This is a genomic window from Actinopolymorpha alba DSM 45243, assembly GCF_000373925.1.
Classification (GTDB): Bacteria; Actinomycetota; Actinomycetes; order Propionibacteriales; family Actinopolymorphaceae; genus Actinopolymorpha; species Actinopolymorpha alba.
On the sequence record NZ_KB892759.1, the window covers coordinates 37,380 to 55,568 of the forward strand.

17 protein-coding genes are annotated in these 18,189 nt (G+C 69.1%); 7 read left to right on the forward strand and 10 right to left on the reverse strand.

Features of this window, described 5'->3' with window-relative positions; translation table 11 throughout:
• Positions 1-160 precede the first annotated feature (160 nt).
• Positions 161-1,480: a UDP-glucose dehydrogenase family protein gene (locus B141_RS0119510; protein WP_020576866.1), complete on the reverse strand. Its 1,320-nt coding sequence runs from the start codon at positions 1,478-1,480 to the stop codon at positions 161-163.
• A 270-nt stretch (positions 1,481-1,750) separates the two neighbouring features.
• Between B141_RS0119510 and B141_RS41580 the strand changes: the two genes are divergently transcribed.
• The 5 genes from B141_RS41580 (at position 1,751) to B141_RS0119535 (ending at position 5,145) form a co-directional block, all read left to right on the forward strand.
• Positions 1,751-2,323: a TetR/AcrR family transcriptional regulator gene (locus B141_RS41580; protein ID WP_020576867.1), complete on the forward strand. Its 573-nt coding sequence runs from the start codon at positions 1,751-1,753 to the stop codon at positions 2,321-2,323.
• Positions 2,324-2,412: 89 nt separating this feature from the next.
• Positions 2,413-3,384 carry an aldo/keto reductase gene (locus tag B141_RS0119520; RefSeq protein WP_020576868.1) on the forward strand — a complete coding sequence of 324 codons (972 nt, stop codon included), beginning with the start codon at positions 2,413-2,415 and terminating at the stop codon, positions 3,382-3,384.
• A 73-nt stretch (positions 3,385-3,457) separates the two neighbouring features.
• Positions 3,458-4,609, forward strand: coding sequence for an acyl-CoA dehydrogenase family protein (locus B141_RS0119525; protein WP_020576869.1), 1,152 nt, complete (start codon positions 3,458-3,460; stop codon positions 4,607-4,609).
• Between the two features lie 33 nt (positions 4,610-4,642).
• Entirely contained in the window at positions 4,643-4,915 is a 273-nt protein-coding gene (locus tag B141_RS0119530; protein ID WP_020576870.1) for a hypothetical protein, read from the forward strand.
• Positions 4,912-5,145, forward strand: coding sequence for a hypothetical protein (locus B141_RS0119535; RefSeq protein ID WP_020576871.1), 234 nt, complete (start codon positions 4,912-4,914; stop codon positions 5,143-5,145). Before B141_RS0119530 ends, B141_RS0119535 begins: the two co-directional genes overlap by 4 nt.
• Before the next feature lie 256 nt (positions 5,146-5,401).
• Here the strand turns inward: B141_RS0119535 and B141_RS41585 are convergent, their stop codons facing one another.
• On the reverse strand, positions 5,402-6,796 hold the full coding sequence (locus B141_RS41585; RefSeq protein WP_020576872.1) for an LCP family protein: 1,395 nt from the start codon (positions 6,794-6,796) through the stop codon (positions 5,402-5,404).
• Positions 6,797-6,905: 109 nt separating this feature from the next.
• Here B141_RS41585 and B141_RS0119545 point away from each other — a divergent pair, with 109 nt between their 5' ends.
• Together B141_RS0119545 and B141_RS0119550 are read left to right on the forward strand one after the other, a co-directional pair.
• Positions 6,906-8,405, forward strand: coding sequence for an LCP family protein (locus B141_RS0119545; protein WP_157181127.1), 1,500 nt, complete (start codon positions 6,906-6,908; stop codon positions 8,403-8,405).
• A 178-nt stretch (positions 8,406-8,583) separates the two neighbouring features.
• The gene (locus B141_RS0119550) at positions 8,584-9,600 is read left to right on the forward strand and encodes a glycosyltransferase family 2 protein (protein WP_020576874.1); all 1,017 of its coding nucleotides are present in this window, start codon (positions 8,584-8,586) and stop codon (positions 9,598-9,600) included.
• 12 nt (positions 9,601-9,612) lie between these two features.
• On the opposite strand, the gene B141_RS0119555 is transcribed toward B141_RS0119550, so the two are convergent.
• The 8 genes from B141_RS0119555 to B141_RS41590 all read right to left on the reverse strand — a co-directional run bounded on the left by B141_RS0119555 (position 9,613) and on the right by B141_RS41590 (position 17,868).
• Positions 9,613-10,479, reverse strand: a complete 867-nt coding sequence (locus tag B141_RS0119555) for an ABC transporter permease (protein WP_020576875.1) — start codon at positions 10,477-10,479, stop codon at positions 9,613-9,615.
• Between the two features lie 113 nt (positions 10,480-10,592).
• Complete coding sequence (locus B141_RS0119560) at positions 10,593-11,363, reverse strand: ABC transporter ATP-binding protein (RefSeq protein WP_020576876.1); 771 nt, start codon at positions 11,361-11,363, stop codon at positions 10,593-10,595.
• Complete coding sequence (locus tag B141_RS0119565) at positions 11,356-12,231, reverse strand: ABC transporter permease (protein ID WP_020576877.1); 876 nt, start codon at positions 12,229-12,231, stop codon at positions 11,356-11,358. Before B141_RS0119565 ends, B141_RS0119560 begins: the two co-directional genes overlap by 8 nt.
• 106 nt (positions 12,232-12,337) lie before the next feature.
• The gene (locus B141_RS0119570) at positions 12,338-13,219 is read right to left on the reverse strand and encodes a glycosyltransferase family 2 protein (protein ID WP_237742742.1); all 882 of its coding nucleotides are present in this window, start codon (positions 13,217-13,219) and stop codon (positions 12,338-12,340) included.
• Positions 13,216-13,983: a CDP-alcohol phosphatidyltransferase family protein gene (locus B141_RS0119575; RefSeq protein WP_020576879.1), complete on the reverse strand. Its 768-nt coding sequence runs from the start codon at positions 13,981-13,983 to the stop codon at positions 13,216-13,218. Before B141_RS0119575 ends, B141_RS0119570 begins: the two co-directional genes overlap by 4 nt.
• Entirely contained in the window at positions 13,980-15,107 is a 1,128-nt protein-coding gene (locus B141_RS0119580) for an iron-containing alcohol dehydrogenase family protein (RefSeq protein WP_020576880.1), read from the reverse strand. Before B141_RS0119580 ends, B141_RS0119575 begins: the two co-directional genes overlap by 4 nt.
• Before the next feature lie 5 nt (positions 15,108-15,112).
• Positions 15,113-15,937 carry a phosphocholine cytidylyltransferase family protein gene (locus B141_RS0119585; protein WP_020576881.1) on the reverse strand — a complete coding sequence of 275 codons (825 nt, stop codon included), beginning with the start codon at positions 15,935-15,937 and terminating at the stop codon, positions 15,113-15,115.
• Positions 15,934-17,868 carry a DUF5941 domain-containing protein gene (locus B141_RS41590; protein ID WP_020576882.1) on the reverse strand — a complete coding sequence of 645 codons (1,935 nt, stop codon included), beginning with the start codon at positions 17,866-17,868 and terminating at the stop codon, positions 15,934-15,936. The genes B141_RS0119585 and B141_RS41590 overlap by 4 nt, the downstream gene beginning before the upstream one ends.
• Positions 17,869-18,189: the final 321 nt, after the last annotated feature.

The window sequence follows — 18,189 nt, forward strand, 5'->3', positions numbered from 1 at the left end:
GATTAACCGGGATGTCACCAAATGGGCGCGATTGGTCCGCGACGAAGGTGAGGGCCTCCCGCAATGATCACGTATACGTGGTCATTGCATGCCTCACACGGCACCCACGCCATGCAAGGCGGGTAATGACCACGTATACGATCATTCCGGCCCTCAGCCGTCAGCGGCGGCCGAGCCCGCGGTAAGTCCAGCCGGCGGCGCGCCAGGTCGGCCGGTCGAGGCAGTTCTGGCCGTCGATGACCTTGCGTTCGGCGACCACCTCGCCGAGCTTGCCCGGGTCGAGCTCCCGGAACTCCTGCCACGCCGTGAGGTGCAGGACGACGTGGGCGCCCCGGCAGGCGTCCATCACGGAGTCGGCGTAGCGCAGGGTGGGGAACGAGCGGCGGGCGTTCTCGTTGGCCTTCGGGTCGTAGACGCTCACCATCGCGCCGTGCAGGTGGATCCGGCCGGCGACGTTGAGGGCGGGGGAGTCACGGATGTCGTCGGTGTTGGCCTTGAACGCCGCACCGAGCACCGCGACCCGCTTGCCGACCCACTGGTTGTCGAGCATCTCGGCGGCCACGTCGACGACCTTCTGCCGGCGGCGGAGGTTGATCGCGTCGACCTCACGCAGGAAGGTGAGTGCCTCCTCGGCGCCCAGCTCGCCGGCGCGGGCCATGAAGGCGCGCAGGTCCTTGGGAAGGCAGCCACCGCCGTAGCCGACACCGGCGTTCAGGAACTGCCGCCCGATGCGGGTGTCGTACCCGAGCGCGTCGGCGAGGATCGTGACGTCGGCGCCCGAGGCGTCACAGAGCTCTGCCATCGCGTTGATGTAGGAGATCTTGGTGGCGAGGAAGGAGTTGGCGGCGGCCTTGACCAGCTCGGCGGTGGCGTAGTCGGACACGACGACCGGTGTGCCGCTCTTGATGACGGGTGCGAAGACCTCGCGCAGGACGCGCTCGGCGTGCTCGCTGCGGACGCCGAACACCAGCCGGTCGGGCCGGAAGAACTCCTCGACGGCGAAGCCCTCCCGGGTGAACTCCGGGCTCCACGCGAGCTCGACCGGCACACCCTGGGGAGTGAGCTCGGCGATCTTGTCGGCCAGCCGGGCCGCGGTGCCGACGGGAACGGTGGACTCGCCCACGATCAACGCCGGCTTGGTGAGCCGGGGGACGAGAGCCTCGACGGCGGCGTCGACGTACGACATGTCGGCGGCGTACTCACCGTCACGCTGCGGGGTGCCGACACAGATGAAGTGGACGTCGCCGAACTCCGCCGCCTCGTCGTACGACGTCGTGAACCGCAGCCGACCGGCCTCGACGTTCTTGCGCAGCAGGGGCTCGAGCTCCGGCTCGAAGAACGGCACCCGCCCCTCGGTGAGCGCGGCGACTTTCGCCGGGTCGGTGTCCACGCCGAGGACCTCGTAGCCCAGCTCCGCGAGACAGGCGGCGTGGGTCGCACCAAGGTAACCAGTGCCAAGAACGGTGATGCGGTAACTCACGGGCTCAAGCCTCCAGCGTGTGGGCCACTGCGGTGGTTCCCGGTGGACGGCGCCACGCCTGGGTGCCGCCTGCCGTAGCGGCTGGGTCAGACTCAGGCGGCGGGCTCCCCGCGTCCGGCAGGCTACCGCACCTGGGTGCGATAGGGAGCAATACTGGGCGTAGCCGGTAGGCGGCCATCGGGTGACGATGTGGGGGTCCTCCGGTTACGCGTGATCCTCCGGTTATGCGTCACGCTGGAGGGCCGCATCGCTGGGGTAGCGTTTCGCGCGATGGCACGAAGCCCAGCTCTCCGCGATCATGTCGCGGCCGGCATCCTCGACGTGGCCGCGACGGTCATCGCGGAGCGCGGCGAGTCCGCGAGCATGTCAGAGATCGCGAAGGCCGCCGGTGTTGGGCGGGCCACGCTGTATCGCTACTTTCCCAGCCGGGAGTCGTTGTTCCAGGCCCTGGTCGAGTCGGCGTTCGCGGACCTCACGGCACGGATCGCCGACGCCAAGCTCGACACCGTGCCCGTCGTCGAGGCGCTCGCGCGGTTCACCCGCGCGGTCATCGCGGCGGTCGGCAAGTACCGCGCGCTGGCGGTGTTCGAGAAGAGCCCCGAGCAGGCCGCCGCGGTCGAGTCCGGGCTGGTCGCGCCACTGGAGTCGCTGTTCGAGCGGGCGGCGAGCGAGGGCATCTTCCGCACCGATCTGCCGGTCAGCGCGCTGATTCCGGCGTACGTCGGGCTGCTCGAAGGTACGTCGACCCGGGTCGTTCAGGGCCAGCTTGGCCTGGAGGAGGCCAGCGCGGCGATCACCACGATCTTCCTCCACGGCGTGCTCGACGCCTCCCGTCGCGGCTGACGCCGTACCCGCGCATCCACCCCTCGCTCGGGTGGTTGACAGCGTCGACAGTGAGACACTGTGTCTCAATAACGGGATATGGAGGTCTCATGGGGATGCGCAGGCTTGGTGCCACGGAGTTCGAGATCACGCCGATCGGGCTCGGGTGCATGCAGTTCGCGGGACGTGGGATAGGGGAGAGGTACTACCCCGCACTCGAGAAGGACACCGTCACGTCGATCGTGCGCAGCGCGCTCGACGGCGGGGTCAACTGGTTCGACACCGCCGAGATGTACGGGCGGGGAAACTCCGAGCGGTCACTCACCACCGCGCTGCGCGACCTGGGCGCCGCTCCCGGCAAGGTCGTGATCGCCACCAAGTGGACGCCGTGGTTGCGGAAGGCCTCGAGCATCGGCGCCACCATCGGCGATCGGCTGGCCTCCCTCCAGGGCTACCCCGTCGACCTGCACCAGATTCACATGCCGTACGGCAGCCTCTCCTCCGTTCCCAGCCAGCTGCGGGCGATGGCCGATCTGGTCGACGCGGGCACGGTGACGTCGGTGGGGGTGAGCAACTTCTCCGCCCGGCAGATGGAGCTGGCCAGTCACCTGCTGCGTTCGCGCGGGCTCTCGCTTGCCTCCAACCAGGTCCAGATCAGCCTGCTGCACCGCAAGGCCGAGCGGGACGGGACGCTCGACGCCGCCCGCCGGCTCGGCGTGACGCTGATCGCGTTCGGGCCGCTGCGTTCTGGTCTCCTCACCGGCAAGTTCCACGAGGATCCCGAACGCATCAGGTCGATCCGCGGCGCCCGTCGGGCACTTGCCGGCTTCAATGCCAAGACCTTGGCGCGTACGGCTCCGCTCATCGACGAGCTACGGGCGATCGGTCGGGCGTACGGCGTCACCATCAGCCAGGTCGGGCTGACCTGGCTGATCACCTTCTACGGCGACACGGTGGTGGCGATACCGGGCGCGTCCAAGCCGCGGCAGGCGACGGAGAGTGCGGCCGCGATGGACCTTCGGCTCACCCGCAAGGAGCTGGACCGTCTCGACGAACTGTCCCGTACGGGCGAGAAATCGTAGGCGCGCGGGAAAAGTTACCTCGGAGTAGGATCGGGGTGTCGAATGCGGGCGAGAACTGCCGAAGGAGGCATCCGTGAGCGACACACCGCTGTTCGCGCCCACGCCCGAGCACGAGGCGATTCGCGAGGCCTGCCGGGCTGTCTGCGACGACAAGGTGGCCCCCAACGCTGCCGAGGTCGACCAGCAGGCGGTCTTCCCGCAGGCGTCGTACGACGCGCTCCGCGCCGCTGACTTCCACGCGCCTCACATCCCCGAGGCCTACGACGGCGTGGGCGCCGACGCGCTCGCGACCGCGATCGTCATCGAGGAGGTGGCGCGGACCTGCGCATCGAGTTCGCTGATCCCCGCGGTCAACAAGCTCGGCACGATGCCGTTGCTGCTGGCCGGATCAGAGGACCTGCGGCGGCGCTACCTTCCGCCCGTCGCCCGCGGGGATGCGATGTTCTCCTACTGCCTGTCCGAGCCGGAGGCCGGCAGCGACGCGGCGGCCATGAAGACCCGGGCCGTCCGCCACGGCGACACGTGGGTGCTGGATGGCGCCAAGCGCTGGATCACCAACGCGGGTGTCTCCGACTACTACACGGTGTTCGCGGTTACCGATCCCGACCAGGGCGCGCGGGGGATCTCGGCGTTCGTGGTGGAGAAGACTGATGCTGGTGTGAGCTTCGGCGCGCCGGAGAAGAAGCTCGGTATCAAGGGCTCACCCACGTGCGAGGTCTACTTCGACGGCGTACGCCTGCCGGCGGATCGGCTGGTCGGCGTCGAGGGGGAGGGATTCAAGCTCGCCCTGAGGACGCTGGACCACACCCGGGTGACGATCGCCGCGCAGGCCGTGGGCATCGCGCAGGGGGCGCTCGACTACGCGACGTCCTACGTCAGGGAACGCCGGCAGTTCGGCCGTCCGGTGGCCGACTTCCAGGGCGTGCAGTTCATGCTCGCCGACATGGCGACGAAGCTGGAAGCCGCCCGGCAGCTCACCTATGCCGCGGCCGCCCGCAGCGAACGCTCGGACGCCGACCTGACGTTCTTCGGCGCGGCGGCGAAGTGCTTCGCGTCCGACATGGCGATGGAGGTCACCACCGACGCGGTGCAACTGCTGGGCGGCTACGGCTACGTCCAGGACTACCCGGTCGAGCGGATGATGCGCGACGCCAAGATCACGCAGATCTACGAAGGCACCAACCAGATCCAGCGGGTCGTGATCGCCCGCCAGCTGTTGAAATAGCCGGGTTGCTCGGATCTGCCACGATATGGCGTCGTGGATTCTGATGCGACCGTGATCAAGGTGAGCCGCGCTGTGCCCATCACCGTCGGCGTGCTGGGCCTGGGATTCGTCGCCCTTTGCGTTCCGCTCCTGGTGGTCGCGACTCGACAGGTTGTCCTGCTCGCCATCCCGCTGGCCGGCGTTCTGGCGTGGTTGGCGTTCGTCTGCGTCCGGCTCATCCTTACCCGCACCGAACTCCGCATCGATGGTGGCGGAGTCACCGCGGTCAGCCGCCGCAGGACGTCGCCTGGACCTGGGACGAGGTGACCGCCGCCGGCTTCGCGACGTTCAAAGGACAGGAGTTCCTCGCGCTCCGGTTAGCCGATGGTGCTGCGACGCGCCGGCTGAGGTTCTTCCTTCACCCGAGCTGGTCTGAGGAGTTGGGGGCGGTCGTCCTCGGCCGGCTCGACACCTTTCCTACGCCGCGCGCTGAGATCCAGCAGGTGTTCCGTGAGTACGCCGGCGACCGTTGGAAGGGCCAGCTTCCGGCGTCCTGACGTTGCTCGCCCGCGCGGCGTGAGCTGGAACGGCAGGCTGGGTTCAAGATCAAGTCCGACAAACTGTTCACGGTGGGCCGTCTCGGTGAACAGTTTCTCGGACTTGATCTTGGGTCAGCTCTACGACTGGAGTTGGGTCCGAAAACTGTAGACCCAAGCACCGTGAGGTCTACAGTTTTCGGACCCAACTCGCGGGGACCCCCAGGAGCCCGACGGGTCAGCGGTCGCGCTACCCGCGCCCCTGTCCGCGCGACTCCTAGTTCTTCGGGATCAGGCTGGGTGGGATCACCTGGTCGTCCTGCAGAGCCCGGAACAACGCGAGCGCCTTCGTCCGGTCCCAGCGAACGGCACTGCCGGCCGGCGTGCTGTAGTTCGGATCGGAGATCGGGACGGTCGTCGTGATGCCGGCGCCTGAGGAGACCGCCCGCATGGCGAGCGCGAACCGCGCGGTGTCGATGACGCCGGTGCTCTCCCCAACGCTCAGCGCGTCCCCGGACGCCAGCCCGACGCGGGTGTAGCGGATGGGGTTGATCAGCGTCGACGGGCTCAGCGTCTCCTTCATCACCGCGGCGAGGAACTGCCGCTGGCGCTCGACCCGGCCGAGGTCGCCCTTGGGGTCGAAGTACCGCGCCCTGACGAACCCCAGAGAGTCTGGCCCGTTGAGCACCTGGCAGCCGGCAGGGAGGTCGATGTGTGCCTTCTTGTCCTTGATGGGCTTCTCCAGGCACATCTCGACGCCGCCCAGGCCCTCGACGACACCGACGAACCCGCCGAACCCGATCTCGACGTAGTCGTCCATCCGCAGCCCGGTGGCGTTCTCGACCGTCTCGGTGAGGAGCTTCGGGCCCCCGAACGCGAACGCCGCGTTGATCTTGTTGCGGCCATGGCCGGGGATCGGCACGTAGGAGTCGCGGGGAATGGAGACGAGCGTGGGCGCGCCGCCGAGACCGGGGACGTGCAGCACCATGATCGTGTCGGTACGCCGACCGCCGGCGTTGCCGGTGCCGAGTTTGGAGCGTTGCTCCGGGGTGAGGCCCTCCCGGCTGTCGGATCCCACCAGGAGGTAGTTGGTGCCGGAACTGTCGGCCGGGCGGGTGCCGGCTGGCTCGAAGGCCACCTTGTCGACCCGGCTCCAGGCGAGGAGGGGTACGCCGACCAGCATGACGAGGTAGGCCAGCAGCAGGAAGAGCAGGATGCGCAGGACGCGGACGCGCGGGCGGCGACGGGGCCCCCGCAGGCGACCGGGCGGAGGGCCAGGTGGCCGACCGGGTGGCCTGGTCGAGCGCTGCGGGTAGTCCTCGGCGCGCGACCGGCCGGACGACGGGTACGTGTCCTGGCCGGCATATCCGCCGTATTCATCGCCTGGCGGGTAGCCGCCGTACTCACCACCGCTTGGCGGGTAGCCGCCGTACCCCCCGCCGTCGGGGGGATAGCCACCCTGCCCGCCGCCGGGGGAGTAGGCCCCCGGGTTCGTGGGCATGACCTGTGTGGACTCGGGCGGAGGAGGCGGAGGCAGGTTGCCGCGCCGCTCACCGCGTGATCGAGTCCGCGGGCGCGGCTGGTTGGGGTTGTCGTACAGCCAGCCGTAGTCCGACTCCTGTCCCGCGTTGGGAGAAGGGTCGGGTCCGTAGGGGTCGCCGCCGTTCGGCATAGGGGGCACCGTACCTGCTCAACCTAAGACTCGCATCGTGGTCATCGGAGCGTGAACAGGTCGGCGTGGCGATTCTTCCCGAGATGTCTGGTGTGTTGGTATGGCGGTCATGACCGTGCAGGACAACCAGGCCAGGACCGAAGGGCGACGCTTCCGGCGAGCGGTGACGTTGCTCCTCATGACGCTCTTCGCACCGGGCTCCGCACAGATCGTCGCCGGCAACCGCCAGGTCGGGCGGGTGGCGGTGCGGATCGCGCTTGGGGTCCTCGGCGTCGCGGCGGTCCTGGCCCTGGTCGGCCTGGTGTCGTCCCGAGCTCTGGTCTCGCTCCTCGCGAACGCCACGTTCCTGCGGGTCATCCAGATCGCGCTCGTCCTCCTGGCGCTCGGCTGGCTCGGATTGTTCATCGACGCCTGGCGGCTCGGTGTCCCGCTGGCGCTCAGGCAGAAGCAGCGCCTCACGTCGACCGTCATCGCGCTCGTTCTCTCGGTCGTCGCTGTGAGCCTCGTCCTCACCTCGTCGCACTACGTGGCGGTGGCGCGTGAGTCGATCTCGGGAATCTTCGCGGGCACCAAGGTGCAGGATCCGTACGCGGGCCGCTACAACATCCTTCTTCTCGGAGCCGACGCCGGCCCTGACCGGGTGGGGCTGCGTCCGGACAGCATCACGCTCGTGTCGATCGACGAGCAGACCGGGCGTGCGGCGATGTTCAGCTTCCCGAGGAACCTCCAGCGGGTGCCGTTCCCGGAGGGGACGGTCATGCGCCAGCAGTTCCCGCGCGGCTTCGACTGTGGCGACGAGTGCCTGCTCAACGCCGTCTACACCTGGGCGACCGACCACAAGGACCTGTTCCCCGGTGTTGCCGACCCCGGCATCGAGGCCACCAAGGACGCCATCCGTGGGGTCACCGGACTCGACGTCAACTACTACGCGCTCATCGACATGCGCGGCTTCCAGCAGCTGATCAACGCGGTCGGCGGCGTCACGATCGACGTCAAGCAGGACGTGCCGATCGGCGGCAAGGGCGGAGTGATCCGGGGCACCATCCAGGAGGGACGCCAGCGGCTCGACGGCTACCACGCGCTGTGGTACGCCCGCTCACGGACCGGAACCAGCGACTACGATCGGATGGCCCGGCAGCGCTGCGTGATGGCCGCGATGCTCCATCAGCTGGACCCGGCCAACGTCCTGATGAAGTTCCGCGCGATCGCCCAGGCCGGCCAGCAGGTCGTCTCGACCGACATCCCGGCGAGCGAACTCGACACGTTCGTCGACCTCGCCCTCAAGGCCAAGCAGGACAAGATCAGCTCCGTCCAGTTCGTACCACCGTTGATCAAGACGGCGCGCCCGGACTTCCCGTTGATCAGAACGAAGGTCCGCGAGGCCATTGACGCGTCGAAGCCGACTCCAACACCGGCCGGAACCTCCCAGGCCGGAGGGGCCAAGCCCGTGGGGGAGGCTGGGGCGTCCGTCGCGAGCTCGAACGACGGGGCGGAACGCAAACAGTCCTCGGGCACGTCCGCGACTCCCGCGTCGGGTGGCTCGAGCACCTCCTCGACCCCCGCCCCCGAAGGTGTCACCAGCCTCAACGCCGTGTGCGCCGCCGCCTAAGCGTTGAGCATCGCCGGGACCCGTTCACCCGGCAACTGAGAGTGCGCACCTGGTAACCAAATGGTTCTAGCCCGCCGGTCCCACCATGCGGGTTGGTCGGTAGGTTGGTGCTCCGCAAGGCAGCCCGGGGGATGCGGAAGGCTGGCGATCGCCGAGTCCATTCGAGGAGACGTACGCCATGACCGACAGACCCGACACACCAGCCGTGCGGTGGCCCCCGGTCTCGGTCGTCATGCCGGTCCTCAACGAGGAACGCCACCTGCGCGACGCCGTCACGCAGGTCCTCGACCAGGACTACCCCGGCCTGCTCGAGATCGTCGTCGCCATCGCTCCCTGCAAGGACCGCACCGAGGAGATCGCCCGCGAGATCGTCGCGACTGACTCCCGGGTACGCCTGATCGCCAACCCCGCCGGCCTCACGCCAAGTGGCCTGAACGCCGCGATCAAGGAGGCGGCGTACGACGTGATCGTGCGTGTCGACGGGCACGGCATCCTCTCGCCCGGCTACATCCGCCGTGCGGTAGAGGTGCTTCTCGAGACCGGCGCCGACAACGTGGGTGGCGTGATGGCGGCCGAAGGCGAGTCGGCGTTCGAGGAGGCCGCGGCCCGGGCCTACACCAGCCCGCTCGGACTCGGCGGCGGCCGCTTCCACGTGGGCGGGCAGGCCGGACCGGTCGATTCGGTCTACCTCGGGGTGTTCCGGCGCGAGACGCTCGACCGGCTCGGTGGCTTCGACGAGACGTTCGAGCGCGCCCAGGACTGGGAGCTCAACTACCGCATCCGGCAGGCGGGCGGCACTGTGTGGTTCACGCCCGACCTGCGCGTGACCTACCGGCCGAGGTCGAGTCTCGCCACGCTGGTCCGGCAGTTCTACCTGACCGGGAAGTGGCGGCGGGCGATCGGACGTCTCCACCCGGGCACGTTCAACGTCCGTTATCTCGCCCCGCCGACCGCGGTGGTCGGGTGTGCGGCTGGCCTACTCCTCGGGCTTGCTGGACTCGCGGCGGGCGTACCTTTGCTGCTGGTCGGGTTCGTCGTCCCGGCGGTCTACGTGCTCGGCGTGGTGGCGGGCTCGCTGGTCTTCGGGCGTGACATGTCGTGGCGGGCGAAGGCCTGGCTGCCCGTGGTGGTGGCGACCATGCACATGTCGTGGGGACTGGGCTTCCTGCTGAGCCCGCGGACCCTGGCCGGCTGAGCGGTTCGGCGCTCAGCCGCGGCCGTACTTCTCCTCGGCCGCCCAGAAGTACCAGAAGCCGATGCAGAACGCGACGACCGCCCAGCTGATGGCGAGGATCCAGGCGTGGTTGGGGGCGTCGTGGCGGTTGATGAACGCGTCGCGGACGAGCTCGATGTAGACCGTCGCGGGATTGGCCATCATCAGATCCTGCAGGGTGCTGTTGTGCACGCGTTGCGGGATCGAGAAGAAGACTCCGGACAGATAGAGCCAGGTGCGGGTGAGGAACGGCAGGAGCTGGCTGATGTCGGGGATCCGCGACCCGACTCTGGCGATGGCGAGGCTCAGACCGGTGTTGAAGATCGTCTGAAGCGCGATCGCGGGGATGATGGTCAGCCAGGCCCAGGTGATGGGCTCTCCGGTGAGCAGGACAATCACGCAGAGCACCGCGAGCGAGACGAGCATCTGCTGCAGCTCGACGATCGTGGAGGAGAACGGCAGCGCGGCGCGCGGGAAGTGCAGCGCCCTGATCAGCGAGAGGTTTCCCGAGATCGCCCGCGCTCCTGAGGTCACCGAGCGTTGGGTGAACGTGAAGATGAAGACGCCGGTGACGAGGAACGCGATGAAGTTGTCCATCCGGCCGGCGGAATTGAAGAGGATGCCGAAGATCAGGTAGTAGACGCCGGCGTTCATCAGTGGCGTCAGCAGCTGCCACAACTGCCCCAGCCGGGCGCCGGAGTACTGCGTCGCGGTCCGTGAGGTCGCGAACGACGCGATGAAGTGGCGGCGCTGCCAGAGTTGGCTGACGTAGGTGAGGAACGCTGGACGTGCCGAACTCGGTGCGAGACCGTGGTGTGCCGCCAGCTCAGCCGGGGAGGCGGTGGAGGTTGTTGTGCTCACCGAGCACCCCTGCGGTACGCCGAACTCATGGCGACGAGACTACGACATACGCCCCCGCCTACCCCGCTTTGAGAAGGACTTGGGGCGATCGTTACCGGCTGTGGTGCGGTTGGTCAGCGGGTCGCGCTGCTGTAGGCGTTGACGACCGTCTCGGCGTCGCCGTCCATCTTGATCGAGCCCTGGTCGAGCCAGATCGCGCGGGTGCAGGTCTTGGTCACGACGTCGAGGCTGTGGCTGACGAGGAAGACGGTGCCGGCTTCGTCACGGAGTTCGCGGATGCGTTCTTCGCTACGTTTGCGGAAATCCGCGTCGCCGGTGGCGAGCGCCTCGTCGATGAGCAGGACGTCGTGGGACTTCACCGCGGCGATCGCGAACCGGAGCCGCTGCTGCATGCCGGAGGAGTACGTGCGCATCGGGAGGTCGATGAACTCGCCGAGGCCGGAGAACTCCACGATGTCGTCGTAGCGCTCCTTGGCCTGCGCGGGGGTGAGGCCCATGGCGAGGCAGCCGAGGATGATGTTGCGTTCGCCGGTGAGGTCGCTCATCAGGGCGGCGTTGACGCCGAGCAAGGTGGGCTGGCCGTCGGTGAAGACGGCGCCCCTGGTGGGTGGAAGGAGACCGGCGATGGCGCGGAGCAGCGTGCTCTTGCCGGAGCCGTTGCGCCCGATCAGCCCGATCGACTCGCCCCGGTGCGAGGTGAAGGAGACGCCGCGGACGGCGTGCACCTCGCGGAGCGCCGGCGACTTCTGCCGCTTGAGGATGCGCTTGAACGCCGCCGGGGCGTTGCCCTTGCCGACGGTGGCGCCGTAGACGCGGTAGACGATGTGCAGGTCGTCCACGATGACCGTGGGCACCTGGCCGTTGGTGTGCTGGATGTCAGCCACGCCCGTATTTCTCCTCAGCTCCCCAGAAGTACCAAAAGCCGACGCAGAACGCGACGACCGCCCAGCTGACGGCGAGGATCCAGGCGTGCTGGGGTGCGTCGTGCCGATCGATCAGGGCGTCGCGGACGAGTTCGATGTAGACCGTCGCGGGGTTGGCCATCATCAGATCCTGCAGGGGGCCGGCGTGCACGCGTTGCGGGATCGAGAAGAAGACGCCGGACATGTAGAGCCAGGTGCGGGTGAGGAACGGCAGGAGCTGGCTGACGTCGGGCACGCGCGCGCCGATCCGAGCGATGGCGAGGCTGAGGCCGGTGTTGAAGATCGTCTGCAGGATCAGCGCCGGCACCACCAGCAGCCAGGCCCAGGTGATGGGCTCGCCGGTGAGCAGCACGATCACGCCGAGCACCGCGAGGGAGACGAGCATCTGCTGCAGCTCGACGATCGTGAACGCCAGGGGCAACGCCGCCCGCGGGAAGTGCAGGGCCCTGATCAGCGAGAGGTTGCCCGAGATCGCGCGGGCTCCGGAGGTCACCGAACGCTGGGTGAACGTGAACAGGAACACCCCGGTGACGAGGAACGCCGTGAAGTTGTCGATGTTACGTCTGGAACTGAAGAGGATGCCGAAGATCAGGTAATAGACGCCGGCATTCATCAACGGCGTCAGCACCTGCCAGATCTGGCCGAGCCGGGCGCCGGAATACAGAGTCGCGGTCCGTGAGGTCGCGAACGCGGTGATGAAGTGCCGCCGCGCCCACACCTGTCGGAGGTACTGCGGGAGCGGTGGACGGGCCGAGCTTGGCGAGAGACCGTGCTCTGCGGCCAGCTCGGCCCGCGGAGTCGCGGGCCGGGTAGCGGTGGCCGTGCTCACCGAGCCTCCCTGCACACATCCGGCGGACACATGGCGACGAGCGTACGACATGCCCAGATGCGGCCCGGGCGACGCCATGGGGACATCGAAGCCATCGGACCGGTTGTCATACCAAAGGGGGCCTTCCTAGACGGGTCATACGCCACACGGTGCGCCAGGCGATGGGCTTACGCCGACCGCAAGGGGTACCCAGGCCCTCGAGCAGCCCGGCCCACCAGGCCGTCAGCCCGGAGAGACTGCGGGTGCGAGCAACCGTCAGCACCACCCAGGTCAGCAGGTAGACCGCGGCGACCGGCCGCGGCAGGTTCCGCTTCGCCAACCACACCCGATTGCGGGCGTTCAGCCGAAAATACCGTGGATGCCTCGTAGGGGACGTGGCCGGGTGACAGAGCACACAGTCGGCGTCGTACCAGATCCGCCAGCCGGCATCCATGGCGCGCCAGGCGAGGTCCGTCTCCTCATGGGCGTAGAAGAACGCGGCGGGGAAGACGCCCACGTCGTCGAAGACATACCTACGGATCGCCGTCGCACCGCCGAGGAACGTCGTGACCTCGGAGGACTCCCTGGGATCCCCGACCCGCACCCGTGGGACGTGCCGGCGTTGGGTGATCCCACTCGCGGGATCGGTGATCCGGAATGACACGATGCCGAGCCTGGGATCGCTCGCGAAGAGTTCACGCAGGCGTTGCGCGGTCGTCAGTGAGGGGAGCCACCCGTCGTCATCCAGGAACATGATGATGTCGGCGTGAGCGGCTTCGAGACCGGCGTTGCGGCCCGCTGGGATGCCGACGTTCTCGGGGAGTTCGAGCACCCGCACGTCGTCTGGCACCTTCGGCGCGGCAACGCCGTTGGCCACCACCACGATCTCGACCGGATCGCCAGCCTGGTCCTGCACACTGCGGATGGCCCGGGCCAACTCCTCCGGACGGTCGCCCATGGTGAGGAACACACAGGCCAGCCGGAGCTGGGCTGCATTCGCGGCACTCAAGCAAGCCGCCTCGACACGAGAATGCTCACCAGGTGAAGGACGACCTGGACCCCGGCGACGACGGCGACCGCGACGGTCAGGACGTGCGTGGCCAGGAGATCGCCCCGCACGGTGTCGATGACGGCGGCGACCACGATGATCAGGGAGAGTTCGATCGCCAGGATGATGCGGTAGAACCGCAGCACCAGGGCGACCCGGCGCAGCCGAGCCAGACCCGCCGCCCGCGGCTCGACCGCCTCTTCGGTGACCGCTGTCAGGCCGTGCCTGGACCGGGCCACGTCGACCAGGTCGGTCTCGGCCTTGATCAGGATCGCGCCGAGGGCGGCGGCGAGCCCGAGGACGGCGTACCCCGTCGGCTGGCCACCCGCGGCGCGGAAGCCGAGGCCCACGAGCAGGGCAGCCTCGCAGAGGTAGTGGCCCACCCGGTCGAGGTAGATGCCGGTCATGCTGGTCCGGCCGGTCCAGCGGGCGACCTCGCCGTCACTGCAGTCGAGCAGCAGGTAGATCTGGACCAGCAGGGCCGCGAGAATCGCACCGGGCAGACCCGGCCAGAGCAGCGCGAAACCGGCACCGACACCCGCGACGATCATCAGCCCGGTGAGCTGGTTGGGCGAGAGGCGCAGGACGAGGAAGAGCCGGGTGGCGTACAACGAGATCCGGCGCATGTACATCCGGCCAGCCCAGTGCTCGCCGCTGCGTCGGTCGAGCAGACCCGGCGGGTGTGCCTTGGCGCGAAGCTCAGCGATCGACGGCAGGGTAGTCATGTGTCGGGCGTGCTCTCCTCGGTCTGCGGCCCGGCTGGGCCGTTGCTGTCCTTCGTGCCAGTGGTCGCGTACGCCGCATTCATCCGGTCGGAGAACGCGCGTACGGCCGCCACCACCGCGTCCTTGTCGAGGTCGCGGTGCTCCAGGATCGTGAACCGGCCCGGCCGGGTCTCGGGTGCCCGCACGACGGCGGCCGTGAACTCCTCCAGGCTGAAGCCGAGTGCGGCCGGCGTCACGGGCAGGCCGTGCCGCACCAGGCAGTTCGCGATCAGTGTCCCCCGGGACCGGCTCTCGGGATCGTCCCACAAGGTGGAGGCGAACGCCGCGCCGAGGCCGACCTGCTCGCCGTGCGCACCAGCGCGCTCGGGGTACAGCAGGTCGATCGCGTGCGAGATCTCGTGGCAGGCGCCGCTGCACGGGCGGGTCGAACCCGCGACCACCATCGCCAGCCCCGACAACACCAGGCCCTCGGCGAGGACGCGCAGGAAATCGTCGTCGACGAGCGTGCCCGGGTGGTGGGCCACCGCTTCGGCTGCCGTGCGAGCCAGCGTCACGGCGAGCCCGTCGACGGGTTCGCCGGTGAGGTCGCGGGAAAGCTCCCAATCGGCGATCGCGGAGAGGTTGGACAGCACCTCACCGATGCCGGCGCGGACGGATCGAGCGGGCGCCTGGCGTACGACGTCGAGGTCGACGATCACCGCGATGGGTGCGGGTACGCCGTAAGAACCACGGCCGGCGTCGTTGTCGAGGATGCTGACCGGCGAGCCGATCCCGTCATGGGCGAGGTTCGTCGCGACCGCCACCATGGGCAGGCCGAGCCGGGCCGCGGCGAACTTCGTCACGTCCAGCACCTTGCCGCCGCCGACACCGACGATCGCGTCATAGGACCGGCCGCGTACCTGCCCGGCGAGCCGTAGGGCGGCGTCGACCGTGCCACCCTCGACGGTGTAGAAGTCGGCCTCCCGCAGGGTCGGCCTGACACTCTCGGTGAGCTGGCCGCCCGACCGGGGACCCACCGCGACGGCGACCCGACCGCCGGCCGAGATGCGCTGGTCGGCGAGGAGGTCGGCCAGGTCGGCGATGGCGCCCCGGCGTATGTCGACCACCACGGGAGTGGTGATCATCCGGGCTAGGAGGGGCACGGTGCGTCCCCGCCCGTGGCCGTCGGTGCCGTGCCGGTGCCAGACGCGATCTCCTCGATGACCTTCGCCGCGCGGGCAAGGTCGTCGTGGTCGTCGATCTCGACCCAGGGGACGTCGCCGATCGGCTGGACGTCGACGCGGACCTGGCCCGCGTCGATCAGCGCCTGGAAGCCGTCTTCGTAGTAGAGGTGCGGGTCGCGCCGCCACGTCGCCTCGAGCGCGTCCGCGAGGGCCGCGCCGACTCCGGCTGCGAGCCGGCTCACTCCGATGTACTCCGCGTACGCCGTCTCGGGGTCCATCAGCTTGGTGATGGAGGTGACGCCGCGCTCGGGCGACCAGGTGACCTTCATCTCCTCCTCGCCGAGCCGCTTGACGGCGTCCGCGGCGAGGAGGAGCGAACCCTCGGCATGGGTGCTGCCGAGCAGAGCGTTCTCGACCGACACCGGGTGGACCGTGTCGCCGTTGGCGAGCAACACGTCCTCACCGACGAACCGCTCGCGCGCGCACCACAGGGAGTAGCAGTTGTTCCAGGTCAGCGCGCGGTCATTGTGGATCAGGTCGAGCATCACGCCGTGCCGCCGCTCGAGGGTGGCCTGCCGCGCGCGTACGGCGTCGGCCGCGTAGCCCACCACGATCGCCACGTCGGTCACGCCGACCGTCGCGAAGTTGGCGAGGATCACGTCGAGCGGGGTGAGCGGCTCGGCCTGGCCGTCGGCCGTCGGGTCGGTCAGCGGGACCAGCGCCTTGGGCAGCGTGTCGGTGTAGGGACGGAGCCGCCGGCCGGTGCCCGCCGCGAGCACCAGACCGATCACCGCGGGCCTCCGCTCGTGGCGGGGACGCCGGCAGCCGAGCCGGTGGCGCCCTCATCGGCCCGCACCTGCGCCACGGTGGCGGTCACGCTCTCGACGACGAAGATGGCCGCCACCAGGACCGTCACGAGGACGAGGCCCACGTGGAAGACCGTGGCTCCGCCGAGCGCCAAAAGGGCGATCAGGAGCATCCGGCCGTCGTGGCCGCCGGTGGCGATCACCAGCCAGCGCGGCGGGTAGGTGCCGGTCTGGCCGAGGCGGTAGACGGTGTCGTAGTGGTGGAAGGCGCAGGCCGCGACATAGCCGAACGCGACTGGAAGGGCGCTCGGCTCGACCAGGGCGGTAAGCGTGATGACCAGGGTGTATTCGGCGGCGCGGTAAGACGGCGGGAGCACCCAGTCGGCCCAGCCGTTGAGCGGTTGCCGGCTCGCGAACCCCACCAGCAGGACGTACCACAGCACGCCGACGATCACCCAGGAGGCGCCGACGGCTGGTATCACCGACAGCGAGAACGCGAGGGCGAGCAGCGCGATCAGGGTGGTCAGTGGCGCGGGCAGCGACCGTCCGGGCAGGGCGTGGTGAACGATCCACCCCACCGGGCCGACGTCGACCAACGCTCCAAGGGAGTTGCCGGCGATCTTCGACCACGGGCGGCGCATCCGGCGCAGGCTGCGCAGCAACCGGCCGAGGAAGCCGTAGCTCGCGGCGAGCAGGCCCACCGCGAGAAGGGCCACGAACACGATCCGCGGTGTGGTGAACGCGACGAGGAGGCAGATGAGCGCCGAGCGTTCGCCCTGCGGGAGGACGGCTGCCCGGCGAAGCCAGACCTTCCACCGCCCGCCACTGAGCCGGGCCTGCACCTGGCTGGCCAGGGCGGGAGCCTCGTCTGGCCCGGCCGTGACCTCCTCGTAGCCGGAGTGCATCTGGTGACGGACCGTCTGGAACGCCATCGCCGCCGCGGCCAGCCACCAGATCGAGGGGTCGGTGTGCGCCACGCCGATCGCGAGGCCGGCGTACAACGCGTACTCCTTGACCCGGTCGAAGGTCAGGTCGAGCCGCGCGCCGAGTCGGCTGTAGCGAACGGTGTAGCGGGCGAGGTCGCCGTCGATGCAGTCGAGGGCGAACGACGCGTGGAAGAGCAGGGCGCCGACGACGTAGCCGGTGCGGGTGCCGGTCGCGCACAGTGCGGCCGCCGCGAGCGCGACGACCAGCGAGGCCACCGTGATCTGGTTGGGGGTGAAGCCGAGCCGGGCGAACCACCGGGCCGCGTGGCCTGAGTAGCTGCGGACGAAGTACGTCGTGAAGATCGTGTCCTCGGACTTCACCGCGCTCGTCAGCCGGATCCGCTCCTCGTCGACGGCGGCGGCGCGGGCCTCGAGTGCCGTCCGTTCCTCAGCTGTGTCGGCGAGGCCGGCGACCAGGGGCGCTGGGTCGATCCGGACGACATTGACGGTCGTGGCCAGGAGGTCGGCGACCTCGCCGACGTCGACCTGCGCGCCGCCCCGCAGGTGGGTGGGGATCTCCGTCTGTGTGTCGGTCGTCCGCTGGCGCTCGGTGGTGGCCGCCAGGTGCGTGGTGTCCGCGCGGTCCGCCGACATGATGTTGGAGAGTGCGGTCAGAAGGTGGTGGCGCGCACCCGCGGCGACGGTGAGGGTGCCAGGACCGGCGATGGCCGCCGGCCGCCGGTCGCAGATCGCCCGGCGGAGGGCATGGAGGTGACCCACGTAGCGCCGGTCGACCAGCGCGACAGGTCCCGCTGATGTGGCGGTGAGGACGGCGGCGAGGTCGGCAACCGTGTCGGTGTCCACCACGTCGTAGCCCAGCGCTCGCAACTGCCGGGCCACGGAGAGGTCTCCCGGCTCGGCAGCCACGATGGGTCCGACGAGGAACGCGGTCGGCAGCGCGATCACCCCTGTCTGGTTGAAACGGCTCATCTTAGAGCGCTCCGATGACCTGGCGGCCGGCTGTGCTCGCACCATCATCGGCTGCGTTCACGGGATTGTCGGTTGGGCAGGCACGGTAGGAGCACCGACAGTGATCGTTCACCTGCGCGGCGTTCCTCCAGTCCGGCCCCCCGACCGTAGCGGTCGCGGCTGCTGAGCGCATCCCGAGCCGGGCAACTCATGTGACCGGTGTCGTCGGCGGGATGGTACGGATCAGGCCGTAGGTACTCAATCGACACAACCGCGACGTAAGAGGTCGGGCGGGTAGGAAGCGCGGGGTGCGCGAGGTCGGCATAAACCGGACAATTGCTT

Coding starts and splice junctions, on each gene's coding strand:
- B141_RS0119550 (WP_020576874.1), top strand. CDS start 8,584: ATGACCGACAGACCCGACACACCAGCCGTGCGGTGGCCCCCGGTCTCG.
- B141_RS0119580 (WP_020576880.1), bottom strand. CDS start 15,107: ATGATCACCACTCCCGTGGTGGTCGACATACGCCGGGGCGCCATCGCC.
- B141_RS41590 (WP_020576882.1), bottom strand. CDS start 17,868: ATGAGCCGTTTCAACCAGACAGGGGTGATCGCGCTGCCGACCGCGTTC.
- B141_RS41585 (WP_020576872.1), bottom strand. CDS start 6,796: ATGCCGAACGGCGGCGACCCCTACGGACCCGACCCTTCTCCCAACGCG.
- B141_RS41580 (WP_020576867.1), top strand. CDS start 1,751: ATGGCACGAAGCCCAGCTCTCCGCGATCATGTCGCGGCCGGCATCCTC.
- B141_RS0119575 (WP_020576879.1), bottom strand. CDS start 13,983: ATGACTACCCTGCCGTCGATCGCTGAGCTTCGCGCCAAGGCACACCCG.
- B141_RS0119520 (WP_020576868.1), top strand. CDS start 2,413: ATGGGGATGCGCAGGCTTGGTGCCACGGAGTTCGAGATCACGCCGATC.
- B141_RS0119545 (WP_157181127.1), top strand. CDS start 6,906: ATGACCGTGCAGGACAACCAGGCCAGGACCGAAGGGCGACGCTTCCGG.